This is a genomic window from Planococcus liqunii (genome assembly GCF_030413595.1).
In the GTDB taxonomy this organism is placed as follows: Bacteria; Bacillota; Bacilli; order Bacillales_A; family Planococcaceae; genus Planococcus; species Planococcus liqunii.
Genome location: NZ_CP129238.1, coordinates 1,321,851 through 1,338,912, shown reverse-complemented (window position 1 = coordinate 1,338,912; position 17,062 = coordinate 1,321,851). Strand labels below are relative to the sequence as shown.

Below are 17,062 nucleotides of genomic sequence, written 5' to 3'. Positions count from 1 at the left end.
ATTGTATTTCTTGTCAATTGATAATCAACAAATTGAAAAAATAAGATGAACGAACCCATACAAATATTTAAGGGTTGCTCAGACATAAGCATAGATAAAAAAAGCGTTCGTAAAAGTACACGTTTACGAACGCTTCAAAAACAGCAGAATATAGCCAAAAATAAACGTTCGTAAATGTACAAAAACACTTTACGAACGTTCGCCGTTTTTTATACTCTTTTACGAACGGAAATTGGGTCTTCCTTTATTAAAGCAATCAATTCATTAATTCAACATCAACTTGCTCATGCTTAAAGGAACCTCTTTTTACTACTTCACAATTCCTTCGCCATAAATACACTGTTCGGATCTTCCTTATAATCGGCAAAAGGTTCACACACCACAAAACCGAACCGCTCGTATAGTGTTCTCGCCGGTTCAAAAGGAGCAGCCGAACCCGTTTCTAAACTCAGCCGCAGGTAGCCGCGTTCCTTCGCTTCATCCATGATGTGTTCGAGTATTTTCCGGGCAACGCCTTTTCTCAAATGGTTGGAAGAAGTTCTCATCGACTTTACTTCCCCGTGCAGCGGGTCAAGTTCTTTCAATGCCCCGCAACCTAATAGTTCGCTTTCTTCCCAGGCACTCCAGACAGTTATTTCCGGCGTGCGCAAAGCTTCTACGCCGAGTGCGTGCTTGCTTTCAAGAGGAGAAATCTGGAGCATATTCTGTATATGTTCCTCCACCAATCTCTCTATTTCTTTTCCTGACAAATCGTCCAATTTAATGTCCACTGCTGCTTCCCCCTTAAACGCCTTTTGGTTAATTCACTTTGTTCTTCAGACTTTCAAGAATCCACCCGTGTAAGAGGCTGGATTTTTAGCCACTTGTTCCGGCGTCCCTTCTGCCACAATGTAGCCGCCTGCCTCTCCGCCTTCTGGTCCAAGGTCAACAATCCAATCAGTTTCCTGGATCATCTCGGTATTGTGTTCGACGATGATGACCGTGTTGCCGGCGTCCACCAATTTATTGAGCAGGAGAAGCAGCTGTTTGACGTCATTCGGATGGAGGCCGGTTGATGGTTCATCCAGAATGTACAAAGTCTGGCCTTTGGCCGTCTTGTTCAATTCCTTGGCGAGTTTCAGCCGCTGGGCCTCGCCGCCGGATAAGGTGGTTAAGGTCTGACCCCATTTTAAGTAGCCTAAGCCGACTTCAAGCAATAATTTGATTGTCATTTGGACTTTTTTGTTTTCTGTAAACAGCTCCATACTTTCTTCAATGCTCAGGTCCAGAAGACTGGAGATAGAATGCCCTTTGTACGAGACTTCCAGCACTTCTTCTTTAAAACGTTTGCCGCTGCAGACCGGGCAGACCACTTCAAGGTCCGGAAGAAAATGCATATTCACCAGCACAAAGCCCATCCCCTGGCAATGCTCGCAGCGCCCACCTTCGGTATTGAATGAGAAATGTTTGGCTGTAAGTCCGCGTTCCACCGATTCCGGCAATTTGGCAAAAAGCGTCCGGAACAAGGTATAAACTTCTGTGTAGGTCGCGATATTGGACCGCTGCATCCGGCTTAGTGCCGACTGGTCGACGGTCACCATACGCTCCACTGCTTCCAGCCCTTCAATATGGCTATAGCCTTCTCTTATATGGTCTTCTTCTGCACTCGCTGCCACTACATCAAACAGCAAAGAGGATTTCCCGGAACCCGACACGCCCGTTACAGCAATAAAACAGCCGAGCGGAAATGCCACTGTAACATCCTTTAAATTGTTTTTGACGGCGTTATGGACCGTGATTTTTTGCCCGGTGCCCGCTCTTCTCTTTAGCCTTGGCACATATATTTCTTTTAAATAGTTGCCAGTCACCGACTGGTCCTGCGTCTTAAGCGATTCGAGTGTCCCTTGCCCTACAATTTCTCCGCCGCGCATGCCGGCTCCCGGCCCAATGTCGATAATCCAGTCGGCCTGTTCCATGACATCGACATCGTGCTCGATCACCAACACCGTATTGTCGAGATCCCTCAATTGCTTTAGAACAGCTACAAGTCCGGCTGTATCTTTTGGATGAAGGCCGATTGTCGGCTCATCCAAAATGTAGAGAACGCCGGACAAAGCCGAACCGAGTATGGTCGCCAGGCGGAGGCGTTGCGATTCCCCGCCTGACAGCGTAACCGACTGCCGCTCCATCGACAAATAACCAAGCCCGATGCTGACGATGCGCTCTATTTTTACTTTCAGTTCAAAAACAAGCGACCGTGCAATGGAGTTTTCCCGGTCTTCCAATTCTTTTGCGATTTCTTGCACCCATCCCAGCATCTGGTCAAGCGGCTTTTTGGAAACTTCGGAAATGGGCAGACCCGCTACTATCACTTGCCGGCTTTCTTTTTTCAGTTTTTCGCCGCGGCATTCCGGGCAGGTTTGATGATAAAAGTACATCGCCTCATTGGAGACGCCTTCGCGTTCCTGGTACCTTCTCCACATGGCCGTCACAACCCCTTCAAACTTCCCTTTATTGGTCGTTTTTGGAGGCGGCGTGTCCGGAAAATGTTGCTTGAACTGCTCGCTTTCTATGCCGTAATACAGCAGATTTCGCTGTTCGGGGCTGTAGTTTTTCAGCGGCAAATTCATATCAAATTCAAACCCGTAATGTTTGGCAGCCGCTTTCAGCACGAGCCCATAATAATCGATTATGTTTTTAAACCAGGTTCTAACTGCCCCGCCGTTCAAGCTCAGTTCTTCGTCAAATATCAGTTCGGTTCGGATGCTCAAAGTTTTCCCGAGCCCCAAGCACGTCTCACAAGCCCCTTCCACCGTATTGAACGAGAAATGGGCTTTGTTCAGGTTTTTCATTTCATAGCCGCAATTGGAACAAGGCATCAGCAGGCTTTCCTCGTCCAAGTCTGCTGGTTTTTTCACACGTTTGTGGCAGTTCGGGCATTCCCGCTCCCCCAACTTTTCGTAAATCACCCGCAAATACGTATACATGTCCGTCACGGTTCCGACCGTTGAACGTGGATTGCGGTTAGTCGTCGTATACTGGCTGACGCCGATGGACGGCGATAATCCCGAAATCGACCCCACTTTCGGCTTGTTGATGAAATTCGTCGTCATGCCATTCATCTCAAAATATTGGCGCTGGCTTTCCCGCTGAAGAATATCCACTGCCAAAGTCGATTTGCCGGAACCGGAAGGACCGGTGATGACGACGAATTTGTTCTTTGGAATATTTACGGAGATGTTTTTTAAATTGTTTTCAGCCGCATCTTTGATTTCAATAAAATTTGTCATCCTTTCTCCTCCTTTGCGGAATCGTTTTGCTTAGGGACAGCCACCGTCACTGCTGCGGAATCCAGTCATCTAATTCCCGGTCGTTCATAGCCGGAAAGCAGAAAAAACCTTCATCAGTACAGCGCTGCATGTAATCTTTGATTCGCTTCTGATCTTCCGGAGTGGGTGATTCCGCAGCAACGTAATCCACGGAAAGGACATTCTTCCCCGCATCACGGACCTTTTTCAGATAAGGCAAGCGCTCGTCTAAATCGCTGCTTTTTTCCGTTTCGTCATACCACAGATCTTCCGTTCCCATGCCATCAATAGCAGCTAAATACGAACCGTCGTCGTAGTCGAAGATGCTTTCCGCATTTTGTGGATAGACCAGAAAATCAGGAGAATCCTTTTTCATATAGCCCGAAATTCGCTCTACCAAAAACATCATCCGTTCTGCAGCTTCCCCTTCACTTTGCGGGTCTGAAACCAGGCGTGTCTCCTGAACATGCGCTGCATCATTTCCCCAGTAGTAATACGCATCGACAATGTCCAAATATACACCGTCAAATCCCGCTTTTTTAATTTTTTTCAATTCCGGCTCTAAAATATCCCACCACGCTTCTTGCCAGTAGCGCACTTTTACGCTTTCCGGCCAATCGGGATTCGGCGTCCGGCCAAGCCATTCCGGCGCCTCCTCTGCAACTTGGAGTACACCGTCCCTTTCTGTTCCCCAGTTAGGGTTCCAGTAGTCTAAATACGAACTCGCTTCGCCGATGCTGAAATAGGCCAAGACGGTTGTACCGTTGGCTTTCATTTGCTCCAGATGCTCTTGTGCGTAGCGTGTTTCTTCGCTGCCGTCAGCTGTAGGGTCGATAACAGCAACGCTGTAGTCTCCGGCTGCCAGCTGAACCGGATTGGTATTTTGCAATTGGTAATGCCATTGATTGAAGGCATTATCTTCTATGCCTTTTTCTGCCGGCACCGATGAACAACCAGAGACAATCAAAAGAAGCGCACAAAATGCAAAATGAATGATGTTAGGTTTTCCCAGCATTTCGAGCCCTCCCGCCTTTCCGTTTTGTTAGTCGGAATTTTCCTTCTATTATAATGCGAGTCATGAAAAATGAAAAACCCGGATGTTCTTCATTTGAAGCCATCTGGGTTTGGTAAGCAGAGCTGAGTCAGTTTCCGCTATTATTTTCTGTTTTCGCGTTTTTGCATTTCTTCCGCAATTAAGCGGTACGTCGTCAGCTTATCTTCAAAATCATAAGCGATCGAAACGAGCATCACTTCATCGGCAGCGTAGCTGGCCGCCAGTTTTTCAAGTCCATCCACTACCTGTCCAGGCGTTCCGACAAGCATGCGTTTGCGGTTTTCTTCTACGAGCAGGCACTCAAATTTGCTATATGGATAATCCATCGCCCGCTCAGGCGGCGGCGTGCCTTTTGACGGCATGCCTTGAGCTCCCATTGCCAATGCCAAATCCATTGAAGAAGCCACCCGTTCTGCCTGCTCTTCCGTTTCCTGGCAGACGACAAATATTGCGACGCCCTGATAAGGTTCGCTGCCACGATGAGAAACAAACCGGTCCCGGTATGTACGGGCAAAACTTTGTCCGCCTTCTCCGTTAATAAACTGTGCGAACATGTACGGCAGCCCTTTTTCGGCAGCCAATTCCGCTGAACTCTGGCCGGAGCCGAGCATCCAGACCGGCGGGGCAGATGGCGTAACTGGCGTTGCTTTCATGCCATAATATTTATGGTCTTCAGGGATGGCATCCGTCAAATACATCTGTAGTTCATCAATTTGCTCCGGAAAACGGCCGACATCGCGTTTTTTGCCCTCGTTCAGCGCATAGCTGGCGCGCGGCATGCCGCCCGGCGCCCGGCCAACACCTACGTCAATGCGTTCCGGATACAACGCTTCAAGCAGTTTAAAATTCTCTGCAACTTTAAACGCTGAATAATGCGGCAGCATCACGCCGCCGGATCCGAGGCGGATCTTCTTCGTTACGGCCCCGAGGTGGGCAATCAGCACTTCCGGAGACGATCCCGCAAGCGTCGTGGCATCGTGGTGTTCCGACACCCAAAAACGCGTATAGCCCCATTCTTCCGCTTTTTGCGCAAGGATGGCTGTCTGCTTCAATGCTTCCTGCGGATTGCTGCCTTCTGAAATAGGCGACTGGTCTAATATACTGTATTTTAAATGTGCCATTTTGTACTTCCCTTCTTTACGTCACGACATACCCAAGCGAGCGCATAACATTCTGCAAAAACAAATGCGACGATACAAAGGCATCTTCCCGCTCCGGTTCCTGGAATATATCGTGGCGGCATTGCTTCCACTCTTTATAGCTGAATTCTGTTAAATCCTGCTGGCGGATCCAGCGTTTGGACACTTCTTTATCTGCTACTTGGTCAACTTCGCCAATATGCAAAAATAATGGAATGTCCGGGAATTTGCCGATCCCAAGGGCTGCTTGCTTCATGTAATTCTGCAATTCATGATACCACCCGGCAGTGACATGCGTATTGTAATAAGGGTCCTCTTTTTCCTGTTCGATCACTTCCGGATTGCGGGTTAAATCCTCGATGTGAAGATTGTGGTCAATGTTCACGCCGGGCGCCAGTTTATGCAACCCGGACAAAGCAGCCGGCAATTTTGACGGGGTCTTTAATAACCGCAGCCAAGGCGAACTTAAAATGGCTCCCGCTATCGGTTGTGAATATTTGCTTAAAAAATTCATCGCGATGGTCGCCCCTAATCCGTGGCCTGCTACAAATACCGGCAACCCATGTTCCAGCGCCGCGCGGATGGAATATTTAAGCGATTTTTCATATTCTTTAAATGCAGCTGCATGCGGCTGATCCATTTCTGCGCCTTTGCCATGGCCGGGCAAATCGCCCATGATGACATGAAAATCTGCCGTACGCCATTGTTCAATTTGCCAAGCGTAGCGAAGATGATTTTCATAAGCGCTATGTATGATGACAATTACCGCTTTTGCCTGCCCTTTTGCTTCCCATTTCCACATTTCGGTCATCTCCTTTTGCTTTGCTTCCCTTTATCCTTGTTTCTCTCTAAGTGGCCGTGAGCCATTTTTATCAGGCTTATTGCCTGCATGTGGAATCAGTAGAAAGAAAACCCACTGATTCAACTCTTACGTTATGTACTTTCCTGCCATTCCATTTGACCTTTGCATCGAATTTGATAGGATTAAAGATATCTTAACTTTTTTAACGGAGGTTTTCCATGATTTATCCATTTAACGGCAAATATCCATCCATCCACCCTTCTGTTTTTATTGCAGACCACGCCACCGTCACCGGAGATGTGATCATCGGAGAAGATTCCTCCGTCTGGTTTAATACCGTCATCCGCGGAGACGTCGCGCCAACCATTATCGGCAATAAAACCAATATCCAGGACTTGTGCATGCTGCATCAAAGCCCGGGAAAAACTTTGGTTCTTGAGGACCAGGTCACCATCGGGCACCAAGTGACGCTTCACAGCTGCGTCATTCGAAAAGGCGCTTTGGTGGGCATGGGTTCCATTATTATGGACGGAGCCGAAGTCGGCGAAGGCGCATTTATCGGCGCCGGCAGCCTCGTGCCGCCCGGCAAAGTGATTCCACCCGGCATGCTTGCTGTCGGCCGGCCAGCAAAAGTGGTCCGCGAACTGCGGGAAGAGGACAAACAGGACATGGAGCGCATTGTCCGTGAATATGCAGAAAAAGGCGCGTATTATAAATCGCTTCAAAGGAGTGAATAGAAAAAGAGCCGGCAGCTTTGATTGAAGCTATCGGCCAACGCCTCTCAAGGGACGAATCTGCGCAAGAAGCAGAAAAAAAGACGGCCGGCATAATTTTGCCGGTCGTCTTTTTGTTATTTATTACGCTTGTTTAAAAACACCTGATTGTTCTCTTAATACTTCCACTTTGTCTGTGCGTTCCCATGGAAGATCGATATCTGTACGGCCGAAATGTCCGTAAGCTGCCGTCTGTTTGTAGATCGGGCGGCGAAGGTCAAGCATTTTGATGATTCCAGCCGGGCGCAAGTCAAAGTTTGCACGGACTAGATCGTCCAATGTCTCTTCATCCACTTTGCCTGTTCCGAATGTATCAAATGCGATTGATACCGGATGCGCTACCCCGATTGCATAAGCCAATTGCACTTCACAACGGTCAGCAAGTCCTGCTGCTACAATGTTCTTCGCTACATAACGGGCTGCATAAGCTGCAGAACGGTCAACTTTCGTCGCGTCCTTGCCTGAGAAAGCGCCGCCGCCGTGGCGAGCGTATCCGCCGTAAGTGTCAACGATGATTTTGCGTCCTGTCAGTCCCGCATCTCCTTGTGGTCCGCCGATTACAAAACGGCCAGTCGGGTTGATGAAGTATTTTGTTTCCTCGTCGATCAAGTTTTGTGGAACCACTTCATTGATGACGTATTCTTTAATATTGCGCTGGATTTGCTCAAGCGTTACTTCCGGATGATGCTGAGTGGAAATAACGATTGTGTCCACGCGAAGCGGTTTATTGTTTTCATCATATTCGATCGTTACTTGTGTTTTGCCGTCCGGACGCAAGTATGGAAGGATTTCTTCTTTGCGTACTTCAGCCAATCGGCGCGCCAATTTATGGGCAAGCGAGATTGGAAGCGGCATTAACTCTTCTGTTTCGTTGCAAGCGAATCCGAACATCAGACCTTGGTCTCCTGCTCCGATATCGTCTAGTTCTTTATCAGTCATTTGGCCTTCACGTGATTCAAGCGCTACGTTCACTCCAGCGGCGATATCCGGTGATTGCTCATCAATTGCTGTCAAAACTGCACTTGTTTCGGAGTCGAAACCGTACTTAGCGCGAGTATAGCCAATTTCACGAACTGTTTCACGCACAACTTTCGGGATATCAACATACGTAGATGTTGTAATTTCTCCGGCAACAAGAACTAGCCCTGTTGTTACAGTTGTTTCGCACGCAACCCGTGCATTTGGATCCTCTGCTAAAATGGCATCCAAAATAGAATCGGAAATCTGATCACAGATTTTATCCGGATGTCCTTCTGTTACTGACTCTGATGTGAATAATCGACGGTTTTTCAAAATGTGTTTCCTCCTTATATCCTGCGAGATTGCTCTCGAAATTGATACGGTACTCGTTTCCCATGTCAAGTCCGTTCCGTGAGGATTGAACTTCAAGCCGTTGTGGCCTTTGTACACGAGGATTAAGGGCAATTTCATAAAAAAATCCCATCCAGCATCTGCATGTGGAAAGGAGAAATCATCATAAGCACCTTTCACTCTTATCGTCCAAGGTTGAGACCTTGCTTCAGGTTTGGCACCTTCTCTGCATGCAGCAGCAGGTTGCCGGGTTTCATAGGGCCTGTCCCCTCCACCAGCTCGGAATAAGAGTATCCGTTCAATTTTTCATCATACGGAAAGTAGGAAGTGATGTCAACGATTTTCGTTCAAACAACGGCAATATTGCGATTAAACCGCTATAATTTTTGTTACAGGCGCATTAAAAGTATTTTTTTCATAACAATTGGTTATTAGTATAGACTATTGGTTTGAATGTGTTATACTAATGTTCGAATATACATCCTCCCCATTGCCATGGGAATAACCGAAAAGGAAGGTACATATAAATGAATCCAGTGAACTTCGCAAATAATTTAAAGGATCTTTTAAATGGCCAAAATGTGCACATCCAACTTTCAGTTCCACAATTAGTGGAAGCTGCAACATCACGTGGGGAAGCCGTATTGACTCGAGAAGGTGCCGTTAAAGCTGAAACCGGCAAATACACAGGCCGTTCACCTAAAGACAAGTATATAGTAGAAGAAGCTATTACTAAAGACAAAGTCGATTGGGGTTCCGTAAATCGCCCGATTTCTTCTGATGTTTTTGAAAACTTATATAACAAAGTAATGGAGCACCTGAAAAAACAGGATGCCTTATACGTTTTCAAAGGCTTTGCAGGAGCAGACCCAGAGTCCCGTTTGGCAATTCAGACGGTTAATGAATACGCGTGGCATAATCTTTTCGCCCACCAATTGTTCATCCGCCCGACGGCTGAAGAATTGGCAGCGCATGAAGCGGAATTCACCGTCGTTTATGCCCCGACTTTCCATGCAGATCCTGCAGTGGACGGTACGGATTCAGAAACATTCATCATCGTTTCGATGGAAAAGAAAATCATTTTGATTGGCGGCACCGAATATGCCGGCGAAATGAAAAAATCTATTTTCTCAATCATGAACCACATCCTGCCTGAGAAAGGCATTCTTCCTATGCACTGTTCAGCGAACGTTGGGAAAGATGGCGATGTTGCGTTGTTCTTCGGTTTATCGGGGACAGGCAAAACGACTTTATCAGCAGACCAGGACCGCAAATTAATCGGCGACGACGAGCATGGCTGGTCAGACAACGGCGTATTCAATATTGAAGGCGGCTGCTACGCGAAAACAATCAACCTTTCACGTGAGCACGAACCACAAATTTACGACGCAATCCGTTTCGGTTCTGTCCTGGAAAATGTTGTAGTTGATCCAGAAACTCGCATTCCGGACTATAGCGATGGTTCATTAACAGAGAACACGCGCGCCGCTTATCCAATCCAGGCAATTGACAATATTGTCGATCCATCGGTTGCTGGCCATCCGAAAACAATTATTTTCTTGACTGCTGATGCGTTCGGCGTACTGCCTCCAATCAGCAAATTAACAAAAGAACAAGCGATGTACCATTTCTTGAGCGGCTACACATCGAAGCTTGCTGGAACTGAGCGCGGCGTCACTTCTCCGGAAGCGACATTCTCGACTTGCTTCGGTTCACCATTCTTGCCGCTTCATGCTACAGTATATGCAGAAATGCTCGGCCAAAAAATTGATGAGCACGGCGTAGACGTCTTCCTGGTAAACACAGGCTGGACAGGCGGCGAATACGGCATTGGCAACCGCATGAAATTGTCATACACGCGTACAATGGTCCGTGCGGCAATCAAAGGCGAACTTCATGACGTGGAAACGGAACAGGAAGCAATCTTCGGCCTGCAAATTCCAAAACAAATTGAAGGCGTACCTGCTAACATCCTGAACCCTCGCGACGCTTGGGCTGATAAAGAATCTTACGATCAAAAAGCGAAAGAACTTTCTCAGAAATTCCAGGAAAACTTCAAAAAATTCGGCACCGTTTCAGCTGATATTAGCGCACACGGCGGACCAACACCACTATAAATTACATGTAAAAAAGCTATCCTTTGGGATAGCTTTTTTGCTTGCGTACCTTTAAATTTCATTCTACTCCTGACTTACCGCTCTTGCCTTCTCATCCACTCGGTAAGTGCTCGCGCCGTCTTGCGGTTTGCTGCTGGCGGAAAGAAATGGGTGTATTCAGGAAAATACCAAGTTTCGTGCGGTTGGTCATTCATTTTCAAAGCTTCTTCCAGCAAATAAGCCTGTCCGGAATAAACGTTTTCGTCTTTCAGGCCATGGATGATTAAGACGGGCGCATTCACTTCGTCCAAGCGCAATAAGGGGTTGCGTTCTTCGTATGCGGTTAACGCCGTATTCGGTGTTCCGCCATACAAGCGTTTCATCATGCGCCGCATATCCGGACGCTCCTTATACGTTAGCACCGTATCCGTAACGCCGGCCCATGTGACGACAGAGCTAATGTCCCCTCTTAACACGGCTGTCCATAGCGCCATAATGCCGCCGCGCGAGAAAGCTAATACATGCACATTTTCATTGCTGAACTTTTTCAGGACTTCGACTGCATGAACAGCATCCCACCGGTCGGCTCCGGCAAATTCATCGCGGCCTTCCCCGCCCCGATTGCCCCGGTAATAAGGTGCAAATACCACAAACCCCTGTGCTGCAAATTGCGCAATGCGTGCCGGGCGCACCATCCCGATTGACTGGATGCCGCCTCTCAAGTAAAGAATGCCGCTCCAATCTCCCGCTTCTTTCGGTTCCGCCAACAGCCCTTTTACCCGCAAGCCTTCTGACCAGTAGACAATTTCAGTCAGGCGGACATGAGGATTCGGCGATGGATACATTTTTTTCGATTCAATTGCCCCATTTTCCAAGTTGCTCCACCTTCTTTATAATTTGTTTCATCCCCGCGTCTTTCATCAAAAAGCTGAAAGAGCCAACCGGTTGAAGTTTTTCCATTAACACAATGCCTTCGGTTTCCATCTTTTCGATTTTCTCCAGGTGCTCCACTTCCGCCAGAAAAACGGTTTTGCAAAAAGGTCTTTCCGAAAAGACGGTATACTCCGCAAACCATTCCGGATTATGAATGACTGCACCGGTTTCTTCGTATACTTCCCTTTTCGCGGCTTGCGCTAAACTTTCGCCTGGTTCCACCTTACCGCCAGGGAATTCAAGGCCACGCACCGAGTGCTTCGTCAACACCCATCTATTGTTGAATTTGCAGATCACTAGCACATGCTTGCTTTCAATCGGAAACGTTCCGGGCTTAAACGACAGTTCGCAGCGGCAGCCGTTCAAATCGATATACTCCATCATTTCACCTCTTGGACATCAGAAAAAGCGTACCCTGATATTATCAGTGTACGCTTCTGTATCTCTATCTTACTTCTTTTCACCCAAAAATGCTGACAACATCCAAGAATGTTTCTCAAGATTTTGATGGATGGCATTAAGCATGTCTTCTGTCATATCATCATTGTCGGCTGCTGCCAACTCCATCCCTTTTTTCAAGGATTTCATGATTTTATCAAAATCTGATACGACAGTCTGCACCATCTCATCTGAATTTTCCTGGCTGGTTGCTTCATCAACAACTGACAATTCCAGCTGCTCTTTCATCGTTGCGACCGGCTTGCCCCCAAGCGCCAACAAGCGTTCTGCGATTTCATCCATATGTAGAGTCGCTTCGTTGTACAGCTCCTCAAACTTCACATGCAATGTAAAGAACTGATGCCCTTTTACATACCAGTGGAAATTATGTAATTTTGTATAAACGACTGACCATGTTGCGACCTGTACGTTTAATTCCTGGTTTAATTCTGCTGACATTCCAATCACTCTCCAATTAGTTTGATAAGCTCTTATACTTTATTTATACCTCACCTGTGCTTACAATAAACATAAGTGATCCTTTCCAGAAAGAAGCTGACTTCAAATGAAGACCATCTTGTTGAAAATATTCCGCTTTTACCAGCGGTTCATCTCCCCCTTGTCGCCGCCAAGCTGCCGTTTTTATCCAACGTGTTCCCATTATGGAATCGAAGCGGTTGAAAAACACGGCGCATTCAAAGGCGGGTATCTTGCGGTACGGCGGATCCTTCGATGCCATCCATTCAATAAAGGCGGAGTCGATTTTGTTCCGGAACAATGGCCACCAAAAAAATAATTTGGTGGTTTTTCTTGTGTTTTTAAACAACATGCTGTAACATACATTTTGTTATTAAAACGTAATCATTACAATTTGGAGGTACATAATGAAAAAATTAATACCCTTTATTGCCCTTATCCTATTTTTAGCAGCCTGCGGCAATCCGGCAATCGATTCCCAAACGGAACCAGAAGATGATGCCAAGCTGCATATCAAAACCACGGTTTATCCGCTTACTTATTTCACTGAGCGCATCGGCGGAGATCGTGTCACTGTTGAATCGGTTTACCCGGCTGGCGCCAACGAGCACAGCTTTGAACCGACTCAACAGGACATGATTGCGCTTGCCGAAGCCGATTTGATGTTTTACATCGGCCTAGGCTTGGAAGGTTTTATTGACAGTGCGAAAAAAACACTCAACGGTGAAAATGTTCAGTTTATCGCAACAGCTGATGCTATAACGGATGAACAATTGGAGGCTGCCAGCCACGGGGAGCATGCTGAAGAAGATGAGCACGCTCATGAAGAAGAAGGGCACGCTCATGAAGAAGATGAACATGCCCATGAAGAAGAAGCTCATGAGGAAGAAGGGCATGAAGAAGAAGCTCATGAGGAAGAAGGGCATGAAGGGCACAACCACGGCTCCACGGATCCCCATGTCTGGATGTCGCCTGTACTGAGCCAGACCTTGGCCGAATCCATCAAGAATTCACTGATTGAAGCAGATCCTGATGGTTCTGGGACCTACGAAAGCAATTATGCAGAGCTCATCGTAGACCTGGAGAACTTGGACCGCTCATTCGGCGAACTCGCGGAACGCGTCGAAAACGACACATTCTTTGTCTCCCATTCAGCATTCGGTTATATTGCCGAGCCTTACGGGTTTGAACAAGTAGCCATTGCCGGTTTAAACAGCCAGGACGAGCCTTCGCAAAAAGAATTGACTCAAATTGTGGATCAGGCGAAAGAAAAAAACATCAATTACATTATTTTTGAACAGAATGTTTCATCCAATTTAACGGAAGTCATCCAAAAAGAAGTTGGAGCAGAAGCACTTCAGATGCACAATTTAGGCGTTCTCACCCAAAATGATATTGATAGCGAAGAAACTTACTTCACCTTGATGGAAAAGAACTTGCAGACATTAGAAAAAGCATTAAAATAAATAGAAAGGCGAAATCCGATGGGATTTCGCCTTTTTTGTATATAATCGAGCTAAAGATAAACGAACAAAAGAGTGAGGATTTTTCTTCACAGAAAGGAGAACCGATGAAACCTGAAAAAGAATCCTTTCATACGATTGATGAATACATCAGCCAATTTCCGATGGACATCCAGGAAAAGCTCCAACAGCTGCGCACGGTGATCAAAGAAGAAGCGCCCCAGGCGGCAGAAAAAATCAGCTATCAAATGCCGACGTTTTATCTTAATGGCAATCTCGTCCATTTTGCGGCTTTCAAGAACCATATCGGCTTTTACCCTGCCCCTAGCGGCATTGCCGCTTTCGCCGAACAATTATCCCGCTACAAAAGCGCCAAAGGCTCTGTCCAGTTTCCACTTGATGAACCACTTCCGCTTGAATTGGTCCGCGAAATCGTCAGGTACCGGGTCCAGGAAAACCTAAAGCAATCGTAGACACGAAGCCAAAGCCGCTCTCGCCCCCATCGCCGCTTTGGCTTTTTTATTGCTCCTTGAAACTCTCGATGTAACAATTCAATTCTTCATCGTTTTCGACGAATGACAATATCAGTTCTCTCAGTTCATTGCTTAATGCGCCTTTTCCTTGAAAATGAAAAGCATAAACCACAGCAAATTCTCTGAATTGTGGATTTTGATGCTTTAACAACTTCGGAAGTTTCTCTTCTATCAGCGGAAGATACAAGACCGGATTGTCTTCAAGATGGTTCAGCGACCTTATTAAGGTTGCCGGATCATCCGAATCGAGCCCTTCTGCCACTTGCTCTTCCGACAACTCAATTGCTTCCTCGTACTCGCCGTCTTCCATCTCTACATCAGCAGTATAAAGTCCATCCAGAAAAACCTCGAAAGAAGGCGCAAGTTCAACCAATTGGCCGCCTTCATTATCAATATAAATGACAGGCGGATTTTCTTTTACTTGCCGGTAATCCAGCGCAACCCATGAATGGCCGTCTCCTGATAAAAGCACCAAACCCTTCGGCATATCCCATTCCTCGATCAAATAGGCACTGCCGAGTATGCCTTCGCCTTCTTCAATGCCCATGATGAAGTCCATCTGAACATGGTCTTCTGCCCAGGCGTTAGGTTCACTTGCCGGATGGGCATTAAAACGGATTGATCCACCGTTTTGTTCACGCAGCAATTGAAGATAGGCCTGCGGCAGTTTTACGCCCAGTTCTTCTTCTGCTTTATTGATCATAGCCTCGCTCACTGGTGCCATTTCCGAGCTTTCCTCTGTTTCTTCCCAAATCCGGCGATTTCCCAATCCAATCTCCCCAATCCAGTTTCTTGTTTTATTCTTCCTCCAATAACTCTTTCAAAAACTTTTCACGATGGTCTAGAAAGTATTTGGTGATTTTAAAATGGTCTGTTTCTTCATAACCGATTTCTTCTATTGCGCCGCCATCAAAGCTCAGGATTTGTGCTCCCGGGTAGCCCAAAAGAATCGGCGAATGTGTGGCAATGATAAATTGGCATTCCTCTTCTTCTGCCAGCTCGTGCATGATGCGCAGAAAAGTCAGCTGGCGCTGGGGAGACAGCGCCGCTTCCGGCTCATCAAGAAGATAGATGGCCTGGCCGTTAAAGCGGTTCATGAACAGCGACAGAAATGATTCCCCGTGTGACTGGGCGTGCAGCGAACGGCCGCCGTAGCTCCGATAAGCATCATTCCCATCCCTTTGTAATTCGTCGATATGGGAAGCGAAATGATAGAAAGATTCCGCCCGCATGAAAAAGCCGTTCGACACTTTCGGCATCCAGGACAGCCGGACGTAGTCTCCGAGTTCCGATTCTGCCGCATGGGTTTCATATGTATTATTGCGCCCGCCGCCAGCCGTGTTAAAGCCGCATTTGTCCGCAATCGCTTCCAGCAGCGTCGACTTCCCCGAACCGTTTTCTCCGACAAAGAAGGTTACGGGACTCGCCAAGTTCAATTGATCGAAACTAGCAATTGAGGGAATATCAAACGGATGCTGCGAAAAATCCGGCACTTGGTCCCGCATCAAACTGATTCTTTTTAAAAACATTGCTACACTCCCAAGCTTTTTATAGTTCTTGTGATTTTTTTGAATTCCGGCGCTTTAGCTGAACTGAAATTTGGAAAAGCGACACCAAAAACAATGCCCATACGATGGGGCTGTCCAGAGAAATTCCAGATGTGGATTGGCCGCCAAGCAAACTCATACCGATGATTACAAACATTAAATACAAGCTGCTAAATAAAGTCCATTTTAATGTTCGGTGTTCCTCTAGTTCTTTATCAGCCGAAACGCTTATGCAAATGAAAATAACTAAGAAAAGCAGTAAAACGATCCATTTGGAAACATTCAAACCCGGCAATGCTTCAGGAAAAAAATCATTGAACATTAGAAACGTAAATCCCAATAGTAATAGAGAAACAATCCCTCTCATTAGCACGCCTCCTCTTAGACCGCTCGACTTTCCATTGTACGTTAGCAAAAGATTCATCCCCCCTGACATTCATCTACATCCTTTTTGGGATAAAATTTGCTTTCGAATAGCTCATTTTTGGCGGATCACCGATCATCTCATCTATTTTCTTGCCTGTATTTCAATTCTTTATTGGGAAGCAGTCAGCTTCTCCAGCCGTTTCTCGAAATGTTTCCGCCATTCTTCTGCCAATGCATCTACTTTTAATATCTTTGTCATTGCCTCGATGTCTTTTGCTCGGTGGAAATTCACTTCATTGGTATAAAGAACAGAGATCTGTTCAGGATGTGACTCAATTAATTCAATGTCCGAATCCGCTCGAATTTCTCCTTCTTCAAGAACCCGGCAAAGATACCCGGTAAAACCGGTCTTCACCATCCGTTTCATTAAAGGGGTCATTTCCAGCCGGCGATCAATGGTTTGGCAAGGCACTCTTCCTTGCGTCACTTGAATAATTGCATCGCCAATCCGGAAAATATCGCCGATGTATACATCCTGTTCCAGCATGCCTGACACTGTCAGGTTTTCTCCGAATGTTGCCGGCGGCAGCGGCTTCTGGAATTCCTGTTCCCATAGCGGGTAATGCTCCGCTGGGTAAATGCACACGGCCCGTTCTGGTCCGCCGTGATGTTTTAAATCTGCTACTTGGTCCCCGTGGAACCCTTCTTTCGCCAAAAATACCCGCTCGACTGCTTGTTTTTCAATAGCTGATTGCATTTCTTTGCCATTTCCATATTTCAAAGTTTTCGGAGTACCGATAGATAAATTATGGATAGTGGCTTTAGTAAAGTTTTTCATAATAT

17 protein-coding genes, 1 pseudogene and 1 riboswitch are annotated in these 17,062 nt (G+C 46.6%); of the genes and pseudogenes, 5 read left to right on the top strand and 13 right to left on the bottom strand.

Annotated features, from left to right (window positions below):
* Window positions 1–314 precede the first annotated feature (314 nt).
* The 5 genes from QWY22_RS06770 to QWY22_RS06750 all read right to left on the bottom strand — a co-directional run bounded on the left by QWY22_RS06770 (window position 315) and on the right by QWY22_RS06750 (window position 6,282).
* Window positions 315–770 carry a GNAT family N-acetyltransferase gene (locus tag QWY22_RS06770; protein ID WP_300983655.1) on the bottom strand — a complete coding sequence of 152 codons (456 nt, stop codon included), beginning with the start codon at window positions 768–770 and terminating at the stop codon, window positions 315–317.
* A gap of 45 nt (window positions 771–815) precedes the next feature.
* Window positions 816–3,269: an excinuclease ABC subunit UvrA gene (gene uvrA / locus QWY22_RS06765; RefSeq protein ID WP_300983654.1), complete on the bottom strand. Its 2,454-nt coding sequence runs from the start codon at window positions 3,267–3,269 to the stop codon at window positions 816–818.
* Between the two features lie 46 nt (window positions 3,270–3,315).
* Complete coding sequence (locus tag QWY22_RS06760; RefSeq protein WP_300983652.1) at window positions 3,316–4,302, bottom strand: MJ1477/TM1410 family putative glycoside hydrolase; 987 nt, start codon at window positions 4,300–4,302, stop codon at window positions 3,316–3,318.
* 140 nt (window positions 4,303–4,442) lie between these two features.
* Complete coding sequence (locus tag QWY22_RS06755) at window positions 4,443–5,462, bottom strand: LLM class flavin-dependent oxidoreductase (protein ID WP_300983651.1); 1,020 nt, start codon at window positions 5,460–5,462, stop codon at window positions 4,443–4,445.
* 16 nt (window positions 5,463–5,478) lie between these two features.
* Window positions 5,479–6,282 carry an alpha/beta fold hydrolase gene (locus tag QWY22_RS06750; RefSeq protein WP_300983650.1) on the bottom strand — a complete coding sequence of 268 codons (804 nt, stop codon included), beginning with the start codon at window positions 6,280–6,282 and terminating at the stop codon, window positions 5,479–5,481.
* Window positions 6,283–6,500: 218 nt separating this feature from the next.
* Here QWY22_RS06750 and QWY22_RS06745 point away from each other — a divergent pair, with 218 nt between their 5' ends.
* A complete protein-coding gene (locus QWY22_RS06745) occupies window positions 6,501–7,019 on the top strand; it encodes a gamma carbonic anhydrase (protein ID WP_300983649.1) in 519 nt (172 codons plus the stop codon).
* Window positions 7,020–7,139: 120 nt separating this feature from the next.
* On the opposite strand, the gene metK is transcribed toward QWY22_RS06745, so the two are convergent.
* Window positions 7,140–8,348 carry a methionine adenosyltransferase gene (gene metK, locus QWY22_RS06740; protein WP_300983648.1) on the bottom strand — a complete coding sequence of 403 codons (1,209 nt, stop codon included), beginning with the start codon at window positions 8,346–8,348 and terminating at the stop codon, window positions 7,140–7,142.
* A 197-nt stretch (window positions 8,349–8,545) separates the two neighbouring features.
* Window positions 8,546–8,657: riboswitch (SAM riboswitch) on the bottom strand.
* Between the two features lie 236 nt (window positions 8,658–8,893).
* On the opposite strand from metK, the gene pckA reads away from it, so the two are divergent.
* Window positions 8,894–10,483 carry a phosphoenolpyruvate carboxykinase (ATP) gene (gene pckA / locus QWY22_RS06735; protein WP_300983647.1) on the top strand — a complete coding sequence of 530 codons (1,590 nt, stop codon included), beginning with the start codon at window positions 8,894–8,896 and terminating at the stop codon, window positions 10,481–10,483.
* 74 nt (window positions 10,484–10,557) lie between these two features.
* Here pckA and QWY22_RS06730 read toward each other — a convergent pair whose 3' ends face one another.
* The 3 genes from QWY22_RS06730 to QWY22_RS06720 all read right to left on the bottom strand — a co-directional run bounded on the left by QWY22_RS06730 (window position 10,558) and on the right by QWY22_RS06720 (window position 12,292).
* Window positions 10,558–11,337, bottom strand: a complete 780-nt coding sequence (locus QWY22_RS06730; RefSeq protein WP_300983645.1) for an alpha/beta hydrolase family protein — start codon at window positions 11,335–11,337, stop codon at window positions 10,558–10,560.
* Window positions 11,318–11,776 (bottom strand): RNA deprotection pyrophosphohydrolase, encoded by a 459-nt coding sequence (gene ytkD, locus QWY22_RS06725; protein ID WP_300983643.1) that lies wholly within the window; start codon window positions 11,774–11,776, stop codon window positions 11,318–11,320. Before ytkD ends, QWY22_RS06730 begins: the two co-directional genes overlap by 20 nt.
* Window positions 11,777–11,845: 69 nt before the next feature.
* Window positions 11,846–12,292, bottom strand: a complete 447-nt coding sequence (locus tag QWY22_RS06720; RefSeq protein ID WP_036802183.1) for a Dps family protein — start codon at window positions 12,290–12,292, stop codon at window positions 11,846–11,848.
* A 106-nt stretch (window positions 12,293–12,398) separates the two neighbouring features.
* Here QWY22_RS06720 and yidD point away from each other — a divergent pair, with 106 nt between their 5' ends.
* From yidD to QWY22_RS06705, 3 genes are all read left to right on the top strand, one after another.
* On the top strand, window positions 12,399–12,629 hold the full coding sequence (yidD, locus tag QWY22_RS06715; protein WP_074510560.1) for a membrane protein insertion efficiency factor YidD: 231 nt from the start codon (window positions 12,399–12,401) through the stop codon (window positions 12,627–12,629).
* An 88-nt stretch (window positions 12,630–12,717) separates the two neighbouring features.
* Window positions 12,718–13,776, top strand: a complete 1,059-nt coding sequence (locus tag QWY22_RS06710; RefSeq protein WP_300983641.1) for a metal ABC transporter solute-binding protein, Zn/Mn family — start codon at window positions 12,718–12,720, stop codon at window positions 13,774–13,776.
* Between the two features lie 104 nt (window positions 13,777–13,880).
* Window positions 13,881–14,246 (top strand): iron chaperone, encoded by a 366-nt coding sequence (locus QWY22_RS06705; protein WP_074510558.1) that lies wholly within the window; start codon window positions 13,881–13,883, stop codon window positions 14,244–14,246.
* 364 nt (window positions 14,247–14,610) lie between these two features.
* Here QWY22_RS06705 and QWY22_RS19560 read toward each other — a convergent pair.
* The 4 genes and pseudogenes from QWY22_RS19560 to QWY22_RS06685 all read right to left on the bottom strand — a co-directional run.
* A pseudogene (locus QWY22_RS19560) lies at window positions 14,611–15,030 on the bottom strand (SMI1/KNR4 family protein); the annotation flags it as partial.
* A gap of 73 nt (window positions 15,031–15,103) precedes the next feature.
* Window positions 15,104–15,835 (bottom strand): AAA family ATPase, encoded by a 732-nt coding sequence (locus QWY22_RS06695; RefSeq protein ID WP_300983639.1) that lies wholly within the window; start codon window positions 15,833–15,835, stop codon window positions 15,104–15,106.
* Between the two features lie 19 nt (window positions 15,836–15,854).
* Entirely contained in the window at window positions 15,855–16,220 is a 366-nt protein-coding gene (locus QWY22_RS06690) for a hypothetical protein (RefSeq protein WP_300983638.1), read from the bottom strand.
* Between the two features lie 168 nt (window positions 16,221–16,388).
* Window positions 16,389–17,057 carry an MOSC domain-containing protein gene (locus QWY22_RS06685; RefSeq protein ID WP_300983637.1) on the bottom strand — a complete coding sequence of 223 codons (669 nt, stop codon included), beginning with the start codon at window positions 17,055–17,057 and terminating at the stop codon, window positions 16,389–16,391.
* Between the last annotated feature and the right edge of the window lie 5 nt (window positions 17,058–17,062).